Origin of the sequence: Microbacterium sp., from assembly GCF_047606385.1 — a bacterium.
In the GTDB taxonomy this organism is placed as follows: Bacteria; Actinomycetota; Actinomycetes; order Actinomycetales; family Microbacteriaceae; genus Microbacterium.
Genome location: NZ_JASGEL010000064.1, coordinates 1 through 12,058 on the forward strand (window position 1 = coordinate 1; position 12,058 = coordinate 12,058).

14 protein-coding genes are annotated in these 12,058 nt (G+C 72.7%); 8 read left to right on the forward strand and 6 right to left on the reverse strand.

What is annotated here, in order from left to right; genetic code table 11:
• The coding region (locus tag QM626_RS06335; RefSeq protein WP_415075136.1) for a hypothetical protein at positions 1–597 on the forward strand (597 nt) is incomplete at its 5' end.
• A 4-nt stretch (positions 598–601) separates the two neighbouring features.
• Here the strand turns inward: QM626_RS06335 and serB are convergent.
• Entirely contained in the window at positions 602–1,237 is a 636-nt protein-coding gene (serB, locus tag QM626_RS06340) for a phosphoserine phosphatase SerB (protein WP_415075162.1), read from the reverse strand.
• A 71-nt stretch (positions 1,238–1,308) separates the two neighbouring features.
• Between serB and QM626_RS06345 the strand changes: the two genes are divergently transcribed.
• Positions 1,309–1,782, forward strand: a complete 474-nt coding sequence (locus QM626_RS06345) for an S-ribosylhomocysteine lyase (RefSeq protein WP_415075138.1) — start codon at positions 1,309–1,311, stop codon at positions 1,780–1,782.
• 9 nt (positions 1,783–1,791) lie between these two features.
• Here the strand turns inward: QM626_RS06345 and glgC are convergent, their stop codons facing one another.
• Positions 1,792–3,036: a glucose-1-phosphate adenylyltransferase gene (glgC, locus tag QM626_RS06350; protein ID WP_415075140.1), complete on the reverse strand. Its 1,245-nt coding sequence runs from the start codon at positions 3,034–3,036 to the stop codon at positions 1,792–1,794.
• 46 nt (positions 3,037–3,082) lie between these two features.
• Between glgC and glgA the strand changes: the two genes are divergently transcribed.
• The 3 genes from glgA to QM626_RS06365 all read left to right on the forward strand — a co-directional run bounded on the left by glgA (position 3,083) and on the right by QM626_RS06365 (position 5,449).
• Complete coding sequence (glgA, locus tag QM626_RS06355) at positions 3,083–4,270, forward strand: glycogen synthase (RefSeq protein WP_415075142.1); 1,188 nt, start codon at positions 3,083–3,085, stop codon at positions 4,268–4,270.
• Positions 4,271–4,321: 51 nt separating this feature from the next.
• Entirely contained in the window at positions 4,322–5,107 is a 786-nt protein-coding gene (locus tag QM626_RS06360; RefSeq protein WP_415075144.1) for an ABC transporter ATP-binding protein, read from the forward strand.
• An 84-nt stretch (positions 5,108–5,191) separates the two neighbouring features.
• Complete coding sequence (locus QM626_RS06365) at positions 5,192–5,449, forward strand: type B 50S ribosomal protein L31 (protein ID WP_415075146.1); 258 nt, start codon at positions 5,192–5,194, stop codon at positions 5,447–5,449.
• A gap of 53 nt (positions 5,450–5,502) precedes the next feature.
• Here the strand turns inward: QM626_RS06365 and QM626_RS06370 are convergent, their stop codons facing one another.
• Positions 5,503–6,225: an exonuclease domain-containing protein gene (locus tag QM626_RS06370; RefSeq protein WP_415075148.1), complete on the reverse strand. Its 723-nt coding sequence runs from the start codon at positions 6,223–6,225 to the stop codon at positions 5,503–5,505.
• 62 nt (positions 6,226–6,287) lie between these two features.
• Here QM626_RS06370 and QM626_RS06375 point away from each other — a divergent pair, with 62 nt between their 5' ends.
• Positions 6,288–7,166, forward strand: coding sequence for an alpha/beta fold hydrolase (locus QM626_RS06375; RefSeq protein ID WP_415075150.1), 879 nt, complete (start codon positions 6,288–6,290; stop codon positions 7,164–7,166).
• 9 nt (positions 7,167–7,175) lie between these two features.
• On the opposite strand, the gene QM626_RS06380 is transcribed toward QM626_RS06375, so the two are convergent.
• Positions 7,176–7,772: a histidine phosphatase family protein gene (locus tag QM626_RS06380; RefSeq protein ID WP_415075152.1), complete on the reverse strand. Its 597-nt coding sequence runs from the start codon at positions 7,770–7,772 to the stop codon at positions 7,176–7,178.
• 10 nt (positions 7,773–7,782) lie between these two features.
• Positions 7,783–8,634: a Sir2 family NAD-dependent protein deacetylase gene (locus QM626_RS06385; protein WP_415075154.1), complete on the reverse strand. Its 852-nt coding sequence runs from the start codon at positions 8,632–8,634 to the stop codon at positions 7,783–7,785.
• Between the two features lie 77 nt (positions 8,635–8,711).
• Between QM626_RS06385 and QM626_RS06390 the strand changes: the two genes are divergently transcribed.
• Complete coding sequence (locus QM626_RS06390) at positions 8,712–9,524, forward strand: TrmH family RNA methyltransferase (RefSeq protein WP_415075156.1); 813 nt, start codon at positions 8,712–8,714, stop codon at positions 9,522–9,524.
• Here QM626_RS06390 and QM626_RS06395 read toward each other — a convergent pair.
• On the reverse strand, positions 9,515–10,351 hold the full coding sequence (locus QM626_RS06395) for an SGNH/GDSL hydrolase family protein (RefSeq protein WP_415075158.1): 837 nt from the start codon (positions 10,349–10,351) through the stop codon (positions 9,515–9,517). The genes QM626_RS06390 and QM626_RS06395 overlap by 10 nt on opposite strands.
• A gap of 30 nt (positions 10,352–10,381) precedes the next feature.
• Here QM626_RS06395 and QM626_RS06400 point away from each other — a divergent pair.
• Positions 10,382–12,058: DEAD/DEAH box helicase (locus QM626_RS06400; protein ID WP_415075160.1), on the forward strand; the 1,677-nt coding region annotated here is incomplete at its 3' end.

Consider the following 12,058-nt stretch of genomic DNA (forward strand, 5'->3'; position numbering starts at 1 on the left):
CTCGGCGCCGACGCGGCGGTGCGCCTGCGCGCGGCGACGGGGACGCTGGTCATGTCGACGGCGGCCCTCGCGCCGCGAACGCTGCTCGACGAGGTCCCGACCGTGCTCGCGCTGCGCACCCTGCCGGTCGATCCCGAGCTCGAGTGCGACCTGGTCGTGACGGCTCCGGGGCTCGCCGCCACCGACGACCCCCTCGCGCTCGCCCTGCCGGAGACCGCCGTCTCGGCGCCCTGGGCCGGCATCGCCCCGCCGCGACGCGGGTGGGAGCCGCGCGGCGAGATCCCCGCGTCCGTCCTGGCCGCCCGCGCCCAGTGGGGCATGTCCGCTGTCGCGCACGCGCTGCCGGCCGACGCGGGCGAAGACCTCGTCCGCGTCGTGCGCGGGCGCGTCTGGGGCGAGGAGGACCACCAGCTCCACGGGCTGCCGCGCGCCGTCGCCTTCGCCGCCACGACCCTGGGCTTCATCCACGGTGAGGAGACCGCCCTGGTGCGGGAGGCGCCGGGGTGGGTGCGCGTGACGCTGCGTCGGGGACACGTGCTCATCCATCGCACGGTGCGCTCCGGGCTCACGCCCGTGCGCCGCACCGGCACCGGCTGAGCCGCTAGGGGAGCAGCGGGATCACCTGCGACAGGTCGACGTCGCCGATCACGAGGTCGGCCTGCGCACGCACCGCAGGCTTCGCGTTGAAGGCGAGTCCGAGCGCGGCCGCGCGCATCATCAGCAGGTCGTTCGCGCCGTCACCGATCGCGACCGTGGCGGCGGCCGGGATCCCGTGGCCACCGGCCCATTCGCGCAGCGCCCGCGCCTTGCCCGCGGCATCCACGATCTCCCCGTCGACCTCGCCGGTCAGGACGCCGTCCGATGCGACGAGCCGGTTGGCGCGCCACATGTCGACCCCCAGCGACGGCGCCACCGTGTCGAGGATCTCGTGGAAGCCGCCGGAGACGACCGCCACCAGGCCAGCGCGCTCGTGCACCGCGGCGACGAGCTCGTGCACACCGGGGGTGGGCTCGATCCGCGAGAGCACGCGGGCGAACGCCGTCGCCGGGACGCCCCGCAGCGCCTCGACGCGCGAGCGCAGGCTGGTCGCGAAGTCGACCTCGCCGCGCATCGCCGCCTCCGTCGCCGCCGCGACCTCGGCGCCGCGGCCGGCCTCGTCGGCGATCAGCTCGATCACCTCGTTGCGGATGAGCGTGGAGTCGGCGTCCAGGACGACGAGGAACCGGGCAGGCGCAATCACGTCATGAAGGCTACCGGCGACCCGAACCCCGGGGAGAATGGAGGCACCCCGGCACGGAAGGAGCCGCCATGGCCGACGTCGAGAGCTTCACCCTGGATCACACCGCCGTCCAGGCGCCGTACGTGCGCCTCATCGGCGTCGAGCACGGACCGAAGGGCGACGCGATCTCGAACTTCGACGTGCGGTTCGTGCAGCCCAACGAGGGCGAGATCCCCACCGCGGGGCTCCACACGATCGAGCACCTGCTGGCGAGCCTGCTGCGCGACCGCATCGACGGCGTCATCGACATCTCGCCGTTCGGCTGCCGCACCGGGTTCCACCTCATCATGTGGGGCGAGCCCGCCGTCGCCGACGTCGTCCCCGCGGTGCGCGACAGCCTCCGCGCGATCGCCGAGGACGTCGAATGGGAGGACGTCCCGGGCACCGACGCGTTCAGCTGCGGCAACTACCGCGACCACAGCCTGCACTCGGCACGGGAGTGGGCACGTCTGATCGTGGACCGCGGCATCAGTCTCGACGCGTTCGAGCGCGTCGGCGTCTGACCCGGGGCCTCAGACCTCGACGCGCACGTTCTTGCCGACCACGGTGATGCCCGAGTCGGTCACCGTGAACCCGCGCGCGAGGTCGCGTTCGCGGTCGACGCCCACCGTCGCGCCGTCGACGAGCACCACGTTCTTGTCGATGATCGCGCGATGGATGCGGGCCCCCGCGCCGATGCGCACCCGGTCGAACAGCACCGAGTCGGTCACGGTCGAGCCGCCGCCTGCGAGCGTCCACGGGCCCACGACGGATCGTTCGAGATGCGTGCCGGAGAGCACCGACCCGAGCGAGACGATCGAGTCGATCGTGTTCCCGATGCGCCCGACCGCGTCCCGCACGAACTTCGCCGGCGGCGAGTTCACGAGCTGCGAGTGGATCGGCCACTGCATGTTGTAGAGGTTGAACACCGGCAGCGTCGAGATCAGGTCCATGTGCGCGTCGAAGAACGAGTCGATCGTGCCCACGTCGCGCCAGTACGACCGGTCCCTGTCGTTGGAGCCCGGCACGTCGTTGCGCTTCATGTCGTAGACCCCGGCCTCGCCGCGCCGCACGAAGTAGGGGACGATGTCGCCGCCCATGTCGTGGTTGGATCCGGGCAGCTCGCCGTCCGCCTCGACCGCCTCGATGAGGGCCTGGGTGTCGAAGATGTAGTTGCCCATCGAGGCCAGCACCTCGTCGGGGGAGTCGGCGAGGCCCACCGCGTCCTTCGGCTTCTCGAGGAACTCCCGGATGCGGGTGGGGTCGTCGGCCTCGACGTCGATCACGCCGAACTGGTCGGCCAGCGCCCGCGGCTGACGGATGCCGGCCACGGTCGCGCGCGCACCCGACTCGATGTGCGCCGCGAGCATCTGCTGGAAGTCCATCCGGTACACGTGGTCGGCGCCGACCACGACGACGATGTCGGGCTTCTCGTCGTTGATGAGGTTGAGGCTCTGCAGGATCGCGTCGGCGGAGCCCGAGAACCAGCGCTTGCCGAGACGCTGCTGCGCCGGCACCGAGGTCACGTACGAGTCCAGCAGCGCCGACATCCGCCAGGTCTGCGAGATGTGCCGGTCGAGGCTGTGCGACTTGTACTGGGTCAGCACCACGATCTGCCGCAGCCCCGAGTTGATGAGGTTCGAGATCGCGAAATCGATGAGCCGGTACTGGCCGCCGAACGGCACCGCGGGTTTGGCCCGGTCGGCCGTCAGCGGCATGAGTCGCTTGCCCTCGCCCCCGGCGAGGATGATCCCGAAGATCTTGGGTGTACCCGGCATGGCACCACACTATGCCGGGCTCACCGCCTGTACTAGCGTCCTTGACATGCGCGTCGACATCATCACGAAGGAATACCCTCCGGAGGTCTACGGCGGCGCCGGCGTCCACGTGGCCGAGCTCGTGAAAGCCCTCCGTGAGCGCATCGAGGTGAGGGTCCACGCCTTCGGCGCACCGCGTGACGAGCCCGGCACGAGCTCCTACCGCACGCCGGCGGAGCTGGCCCACGCGAACGCGGCGATCCAGACCCTCGGCACCGACCTCGAGATCGTCACCGACGTCGCCGGGGCCGATCTCGTGCACAGCCACACCTGGTACGCGAACTTCGCCGGGCACGTCGCCTCGCTGCTGCACGGCATCCCGCACGTGGTCAGCGCGCACAGCCTGGAACCGCTCCGGCCGTGGAAGGCCGAGCAGCTCGGCGGCGGGTACGCCGTCTCCAGCTTCATCGAGAAGACCGCGTACGAGGGGGCCGCCGCGGTGATCGCCGTGTCCGGCGGCATGCGCGCCGACATCCTGCGCAGCTACCCGGCACTGGACCCCGCCAGGGTGCATGTGATCTACAACGGCATCGACGTCGACGCCTGGCACCCCGTCGAGGATCCGGACGTGCTCGCCGCGCACGGCATCGACCCCGCTCGTCCCTCCGTCGTGTTCGTCGGCCGGATCACCCGGCAGAAGGGCCTGCCGTATCTGCTGCGCGCGGCCGGGCTGCTCCCGCCCGAGGTGCAGCTCGTGCTGTGCGCCGGAGCGCCGGACACCCCCGAGATCCTCGCCGAGGTCGAGGGCCTCGTCCACGAGCTGCAGGAGACACGGGACGGCGTCGTCTGGATCGAACGGATGCTGCCCCGGCACGAGCTGTGCGCGATCCTCACCGCCGCGACCACGTTCGTGTGCCCGTCCGTGTACGAGCCGCTCGGCATCGTCAACCTCGAGGCGATGGCCTGCGGCGCCGCGGTGGTCGGCACCGGCACCGGCGGCATCCCGGAGGTCGTCGTCGACGGCGTCACCGGCCGGATCGTGCCCATCGACCAGGTGCAGGACGGCACCGGCACGCCCGTCGACCCCGACCGGTTCGTCGCGGATCTCGCGCGGGTGCTCACCGAGGTCGCGACCGACGCGGAGCGGGCGGCGGCGTACGGCCGCGCCGGACGCGAGCGGGCCGCATCGGAGTTCAGCTGGGCCAGCATCGCCGCCCAGACCGAGGAGCTCTACCGCGCCGTGCGGAACGCGTGAGCGCCGCCTCGTCGGCGTGAGGACGGGGAGACACGCTCTAGGCTGGATGCCATGCCCGAGGTGCTCGAACTGTCCGACGTCGTCGTCCGCCGCAACGCCCGGGACATCGTCTCGCACGTGGACTGGCGGGTCGCGGGCGACGAGCGCTGGGTCGTCCTCGGCCCCAACGGCGCCGGCAAGACGACCCTGCTCCAGCTCGCCGCCACCCTGGACCATCCGACCTCCGGCACGGTGGCGGTGCTCGGCGAACGACTCGGCCGCACCGACGTGTTCGACCTGCGCCCGCGCATCGGCATCGCCTCCTCGGCCATGGCCCGTCGCATCCCCGGCGACGAGACCGTGCTCGACGTCGTGCTCACCGCCGCGCTGGCCGTGCTCGGGCGCTGGCACGAGCAGTACGACCGCATCGACGAGCGCCGCGCGCTGCGCGTGCTCGCGGAGTGGAAGCTCGACCACCTCGCCGACCGCCTGTTCGGCACGCTCTCGGACGGCGAGCAGAAGCGGGTGCAGATCGCGCGTGCCGTGATGACCGATCCGGAGCTGCTGCTCCTGGACGAGCCCACGGCGAGCCTCGACCTCGGTTCCCGCGAGGAGCTGCTGACCCTGCTCGGGCAGTACGCGCTGGCGCCGACGACTCCCGCCATGGTGATGGTCACGCACCACGTCGAGGAGATCCCGGTCGGCTTCACCCACGTGCTGCTGCTGCGGGACGGCGCCGTCGTCGCGGCCGGGCCGATCGGCGAGACGCTGACCGCCGAGAACCTGACGGCCACGTTCGGCCTGCCGATCGTGCTGACCGCCGACGGCGGCCGGTTCGCGGCGCGCGCCCAGGGCTGATAGGATCGCTCGTTGGTGCATTCGCGCACCGCGGACTTGGTCCCTGGTTCTCGGCAGGGACGCCATCCCCACTAAGGACTCCTCATGAAGACTGACATCCACCCCGACTACCACGCCGTCGTGTTCCGCGACCTGGGCTCGGGCGAGACCTTCCTCACCCGCTCGACGGTGACCAGCGACAAGACGATCGAGCTCGACGGCGTCGAGTACCCGGTCATCGACGTCGAGATCTCGTCGGCGTCGCACCCGTTCTACACGGGCAAGCAGCGCATCATGGACTCGGCCGGTCGTGTCGAGAAGTTCAACCAGCGCTTCAAGAACTTCGGCGGCGGCAGCAAGTAAGCCGTACGCCACGAAGGCCCCGCCGATCGGCGGGGCCTTCGCCGTCCGTGCCGTCAGCGGATCGGCCAGCTGCCGTCGACCACCGGGTCGATGCGCCCGATGCGCACGAAGTACTCGGTGAGGCTCTCGGCCTGGTCGCGCGCCCACCCGATCTGCGCATCGTGCAGCGTGTGCGCCTCCGCCGGCAGGGTGCGGGCGTGACGGGCGGCGATCGCCTGCGCGACCCGACCGGCGGCGACCGCATCCGCGCATGCGTCGTGCGCGCCGATCAGGTCGACCGCGTAGTGGGCGGCCACGGCCTCGAGCGTGCGCTTGCCCTTCCGGTAGCGGTCGACGGCCTTGTCGATCACGAGCGGGTCGACGACGGGGCCGGGCGCGGTGATCGGCGCCACGCCGTGACGGAGCGCCTCGTGCTTGAGAAGGGAGAAGTCGTAGGGCGCGTTGTAGGCGACCACCGGGACGCCGGCGCCGAACAGGCTGCGCAGCGCCGCGACCACCTCGGCCACGACCTCGCGCGCCGGCCGGCCGTCGGCCTGCGCCCGCGCCGTGGTCACGCCGTGCACCGCGGTCGCCGCCGCGGGGATCTCCACGCCGGGGTCGGCGAGCCAGTCGCCGCGGCGCAGCACCGTGCCGTCGGCGGCGAGCAGCCCGACGTGGGCGGTCACGATGCGGTCGTGCACCACATCGACACCCGTCGTCTCAAGGTCGAACACGCCGATCTGCCGTGCCCATGCGACGGCGGAGAGCGAACGGGAGACGGATGCCGGGGTGCTCATGCCGCCACGGTAGCGGCGGCCGGGGACACGGCCGGTCCGGCTCGCCGCCGTAGACTCGACGGGTGCTCATCCCCGCCGCGTACGCCGAACGCCTGGCAGCCACGCCGGTGTCGCGGCACACGGTCGAGGTCGACGGCGGGAACGCCGCCTACTGGGTCTACGGGCCCGACGACGCCGACACGACGCTGCTGCTCGTGCACGGCTTCCGCGGGGACCACCACGGGCTCGAGCCGGTCGTGGCCTACCTGCCCGGCATCCGCGTCGTCTCGCCCGATCTGCCGGGATTCGGCGAGAGCGGCCCGCTGCCGGACGCGGTGCACGACCTGGACGTCTACGCGCGCTGGCTGACCCGGTTCGCGACGAGGGTGGCGCCCGGCGCCGTCGTCGTCGGGCACTCGTTCGGGTCGATCGTCGCAGCCGCCGCCGTCGCCGGCGGGCTGGTCACTCCGCGTCTGGTCCTGGTCAACCCGATCGGCGCGCCCGCGCTGGAGGGGCCGCGCGGCATCCTCACCCGGCTCGCGGTGGCGTACTACCGGGCGGCCGCGTCGCTGCCGCGCCGGGCGGGGGAGTCGCTGCTGCGCAACCCGCTCATCGTGCGGGCCATGAGCGCGTCGATGGCCAAGACCCGCGACCCGCAGCTGCGCCGCTTCGTGCATGCGCAGCACGACGCGTACTTCTCCGGGTTCGCCGACCGGGACGTGCTGCTGGACGCGTTCATGGCGTCCGTCTCGCACGACGTGCGCGAGTTCGCCCCCCGCATCGGCGTGCCGGTGCTGCTGGTCGCCGCGCAGCGCGACGACATCACCCCGATCGAGGCGGAGCGCACGCTGCGGACGCTGTTCCCGGACGCGGAGCTCGTGGAGATCGCCGACGTCGGCCATCTGATCCACTACGAGACGCCGCGCCAGGCCGCCGAGGCGATCGCCCGGTTCGTGGCGTGACGCCGGCGGTCACGCCGCGCTGAAGGAGAGCAGCCGCATCCGGTCCCGCTCGACGAGGAACTCGTGCACCGAGCCGTTGATCAGACGCTGTCCGGGCGCGGGGAAGTCGCCGCCGCTCGCGTGCGCGACGACCTCGCGGATGAGAGCGCCGTGCGCCACGGCGATCAGCGCCGCCTGCGCGGTGCCGGTGCGACGGCGCGACTGGGCGATCGCCCGTCGCAGCCCCTCGATCGCCCGCACGCGCAGCGCGACGGGCGACTCCGCGCCCGGGACCTCGGTGGTGTGCCCCCCGAAGCGGGCCATGAACTCGGTCACGTCGAGGCCTTCGCCCTCGCCGTACGCGCGCTCGCGCAGCAGGGGCGAGAGCACCGGCTCGTCGAGCCCGAGCTCGCGGGCGATGATCGCCGCGGTCTCCTGCGCGCGCAGCAGGTCGCTGGCGACGACGGTCGCGGGGATGCCGACCGGCAGGATCGTTCGCAGCAGCGCCGCGGTCTGGGCGGCCTGACGGCGTCCGGTGTCGTTGAGCGGGATGTCGGTGACGCCCTGGATCCTGCGGTCGCGGTTCCAGTCGGTCTCGCCGTGACGGATCAGCAGGAGGCGGGTCATACGACCATTCTCACCGGAGAGCGGGCAGTGATTCTGCGAACGCTCCCAGGACGTCGCTGGTGCCGGCGTCGATCTTCACCGTGGCGCGGCCGTCGGCGCGGGTCTGCCCCCGGTTGACGATGACCACCGGAAGCCGTCGCCGCCGGGCCCGCTCGACCAGTCGCACCCCGGAGTTGACGACGAGGGAGGACCCGGCGACGACGAGCGCGTCCGCGGCCCGAAGGATCTGCTCGGCCTCACGGAACTTCTCGGCCGGGATGAACTCGCCGAAGAACACCACGTCGGGCTTGAGCATGCCGTCGCAGACGCTGCACGCGGGCACCACGAACTCGCCGACGACCTCGGCCGCGACGTCGCCGTCGGGCCCCAGCGGCAGATCGACATCGGTGCGCAGCCAGGGGTTGTCGCTCTCCACGCGCGCTGCGAGGTCGCGGCGGTCGAACACCTGCCCGCACTGCAGGCACACGACACGGCGCATCGTCCCGTGCAGCTCGACGACCCGCCGGCTGCCGGCGCGCACGTGCAGGCCGTCGACGTTCTGCGTGACCACGCCGGTCGCGATCTCATCGCGCTCCAGCGCCGCGATCGCCTCGTGCCCCTCGTTCGGGTCGGCGGCGGCGAAGCGCTGCCAGCCCAGGTGGCTGCCCACCCAGTAGCGCCGGCGGGAGGACTCGCTCGCGAGGAACTGCTGCACCGTCATCGGGGTGCGTGCCGGTGAGCCCTTGCCGCGGTAGTCGGGGATGCCGGAGTCGGTCGAGACGCCGGCACCGGTCAGCACGGCGATGCGACGGCCTGCGAGCGCGTCGACGGCCCGGCCGACCAGAGCGCTGGTCTGCGGGTCCAGCTGAGACACGACGGGCACGGGATCACCTCGCGTCGAGCGTACGCCGCTCCCTTTTCCGGCATGTTTCGTCGCGCGGGAGATGGTTGAGTGGAGGGATGCGGATCGAACGGATCGAGGACGCCGCCGATGCGCGACTCGTCGACTACCGCGACCTGACGGACGTCGGCCTGCGCCGGCTGCTCGAGCCGGCCGGCGGGCTGTACATCGCCGAGTCGGCGAAGGTCATCGCCCGTGCGGTCGCCGCCGGGCACCGGCCGAGGTCGCTGCTGGTGCAGGAGAGATGGCTCGACGATGCCGCGTCCCTCGCCGGCGACGCCCCCGTCTACGTCGTCCCGGCAGCGGTCGCCGAGCAGCTCACCGGCTATGCGGTGCACCGCGGCGCCCTCGCGGCGATGCACCGGCCGCCGGCGCCGGACGCGGCGGGCATCCTGCGCGAGGCGCGCACCGTCGTCGTGCTCGAGGACCTCGTCGACCACACGAACGTCGGCGCGATCTTCCGTGCCGCCGCAGGGCTCGGCGCCGACGCCGTCCTCGTCGGCGAACGGTGCGCCGACCCGCTGTACCGGCGCAGCGTGCGGGTCAGCATGGGCACGGTGTTCCAGGTGCCGTGGACGCGGCTGCCGTCGTGGCCGCAGGCGTCACCGCTGCTGCGGGACGCCGGGTTCCACCTCGCGGCGCTCGCGCTGCGGGACGACGCGGTCGCGCTCGACGCGTTCGCGACGGCCCGTCCCGAGCGGGTCGCCCTCGCGCTCGGCGCCGAGGGCGACGGGCTGAGCCGGGCGGCGCTGGCGGCGGCCGACAGCGTGGTGACGATCCCGATGGCGGGCGATGTGGACTCGCTCAACGTGGCCGCCGCCGCATCCGTCGCCCTGTGGGCATTGCAGCATCCGCCCGCCGATCACCCCTGATCGGCCTCCACGGCCACGGGCGCCGCGTCCGGGCGCTTCGCCGTCACGTCGTCGCCGGAGGACTGGTGGCGCAGTCGCCGCAGCACCCACGGCACGAGGTGGGCACGTGCCCACACGAGGTCGCCCGCGCGCGCCTGGCGCCAGGTGAGCCGGGGGAGCGGCTCCGGCTGCATCGGCGTCAGATCGTTCGGGACGTTGAGCGCGCGCAGCACCATGCGCGCCACCTCGTGGTGGCCGAGCGCGTTGAGGTGCAGCCGGTCGTCGGCGAAGAAGCGGGGATCCTGGATCTCCTTGAGAGCCCACTGGTCCGCCACGATGCAGTCGTACCTCTCCGCGATCGCCCGCACGTTCTCGTTGTAGATCGCGACCTTGCCGCGGAACGTGCGGAACACCGGCGCGAATCCCACGTCGATGCCGGTGAACACGACGATGGTCGCGCCGTCGGAGCTGAGCCGGATGATGGCGTCCTCGAACTGCGCGGCGATCTCGTCCGGGTCGGTGCCGGGGCGGATGACGTCGTTGCCGCCGGCGCAGAACGTGATGAGGTCGGGTCTGAGCGCGAGCGCCGGCTCGACCTGGTCGGCGACGATCTGGGCGATGAGCTTGCCGCGCACCGCGAGGTTCGCGTACGCGAAGTCGTCCACGCCGGCGGCGAGCACGTCGGCGACGCGATCGGCCCATCCGCGGTTCCCGCCCGGGGACTCGGGCGAGGGGTCGCCGATGCCCTCCGTGAACGAGTCGCCGAGCGCGACGAACCGCCGCCACGGGTGATGCTCCGCATTCTCGACGAACGGCGTCCGACGGGGGTCCTCCGGCTCCGGGCTCATACCGCCTCCTCGTCCTCAGGCTAACCCCGGATGTCGGCGGGTTCGCCTATCGTGGACTCTCACGCGTGTGGATCGGAGGTGGGCGTGGACGAGGCAGCTCCCCCCTCGGAGTCCGAGCACATCGGCGGCTTCGCGGCCGAGCACCTCTCGCCGTCGTACCCGCAGCGCGCCCCGTGGGGCACCGCGCAGCGTCTGCGCGCCTGGCAGGCCGAGGCACTCGACCTGTACTTCTCGCTCGACGGCCCCGAGGGCCCCGGCAGGGGTCCGCGCGACTTCCTCGCGGCCGCCACGCCCGGCGCCGGCAAGACCACGTTCGCACTGCGTCTGGCCAGCGAGCTGCTCCGGCGGCGCGTCGTCGACCGCCTGGTGGTCGTCGCGCCGACGGAGCATCTGAAGACCCAGTGGGCCGATGCCGCCTCCCGCGTCGGCATCCGCCTCGATCCGCGCTTCAGCAACCGGCACTCCCGACCCTCGCGCCAGTACCACGGGGTCGCCGTGACCTACGCGCAGGTGGCGGTGAAGGCCTCCGTGCACCGCGATCTGGTGCTCGACGCCCGGACGCTCGTGATCCTCGACGAGGTGCACCACGGCGGCGATGCGCGCAGCTGGGGCGATGCGCTGCGCGAGGCGTACGCGCGCGCGACCCGCCGGCTGCAGCTGTCCGGCACGCCCTTCCGCAGCGACACCGCGCCGATCCCGTTCGTCGAGTACCACCCCGATGCCGAGGGGATCCGCGTCTCGCGCACCGACTACGCCTACGGCTACCGGCGCGCCCTCGAGGACGGCGTCGTGCGGCCGGTGCTGTTCCTCGTCTACGCCGGTCACATGCGGTGGCGCACCAGGACCGGCGACGAGATGGAGGCGCATCTCGGCCAGGACAACACGAAGGACATCACCGCGCAGGCGTGGCGCACGGCGCTCGATCCCGCCGGGGAGTGGATCCCCGCGGTGCTGCGCTCGGCCGATCGGCGGCTGAGCGAGGTGCGCGAGCAGATCCCGGACGCCGGCGGCCTGGTCATCGCGACCGACCAGACCGCCGCACGCGCCTACGCCGAGATCCTCGCGCAGATCACCGGCGAGGCGCCGACCGTCGTCCTCTCCGACGAGGCGGAGGCCTCCGCGCGCATCGAGGCGTTCGCGCAGTCGGAGTCCCGCTGGATGGTCGCGGTGCGGATGGTGTCCGAGGGGGTGGACGTGCCGCGGCTCGCCGTGGGCGTGTATGCGACGAGCGCCTCGACGCCGCTGTTCTTCGCGCAGGCGATCGGCCGGTTCGTGCGCGCGCGGCGTCGCGGCGAGACCGCGAGCGTGTTCCTGCCGAACGTGCCGCAGCTGCTCGCGCTCGCGAACGAGCTCGAACGGCAGCGCGACCACGCGCTCGACCGCGACGGCGACGGCGAGGACATGTGGGACGCCGAGCAGGATCTCCTGGAGGCCGCCGAGCGCGAGGACAGGGCCTCCGATGCGTTGACCGAGGAGTTCAGCTACCAGGCCCTCGGCTCGCTCGCGCACTTCGACCGGGTGCTGTACGACGGGCGGGAGTTCGGCCAGCTCGCGGTGCCCGGCACGCCCGAGGAGGAGGAGTTCCTCGGCATCCCGGGCCTGCTGGAGCCCGAGCACGTGCACGAGCTGCTGCTGACCCGACAGGCACGCCAGGGCCGGCATCGCCGGGCCCGGGAGGCGCGGGAGGCCGGCGGTGCGCAGCCGGAC

What these genes read in the sequence shown, in the direction of transcription:
- QM626_RS06345 (WP_415075138.1), top strand. Translation starts at nt 1,309, where the DNA reads ATGGCCGACGTCGAGAGCTTCACCCTGGATCACACCGCCGTCCAGGCG.
- glgC (WP_415075140.1), bottom strand. Translation starts at nt 3,036, where the DNA reads ATGCCGGGTACACCCAAGATCTTCGGGATCATCCTCGCCGGGGGCGAG.
- glgA (WP_415075142.1), top strand. Translation starts at nt 3,083, where the DNA reads ATGCGCGTCGACATCATCACGAAGGAATACCCTCCGGAGGTCTACGGC.
- QM626_RS06360 (WP_415075144.1), top strand. Translation starts at nt 4,322, where the DNA reads ATGCCCGAGGTGCTCGAACTGTCCGACGTCGTCGTCCGCCGCAACGCC.
- QM626_RS06365 (WP_415075146.1), top strand. Translation starts at nt 5,192, where the DNA reads ATGAAGACTGACATCCACCCCGACTACCACGCCGTCGTGTTCCGCGAC.
- QM626_RS06370 (WP_415075148.1), bottom strand. Translation starts at nt 6,225, where the DNA reads ATGAGCACCCCGGCATCCGTCTCCCGTTCGCTCTCCGCCGTCGCATGG.
- QM626_RS06380 (WP_415075152.1), bottom strand. Translation starts at nt 7,772, where the DNA reads ATGACCCGCCTCCTGCTGATCCGTCACGGCGAGACCGACTGGAACCGC.
- QM626_RS06390 (WP_415075156.1), top strand. Translation starts at nt 8,712, where the DNA reads ATGCGGATCGAACGGATCGAGGACGCCGCCGATGCGCGACTCGTCGAC.
- QM626_RS06395 (WP_415075158.1), bottom strand. Translation starts at nt 10,351, where the DNA reads ATGAGCCCGGAGCCGGAGGACCCCCGTCGGACGCCGTTCGTCGAGAAT.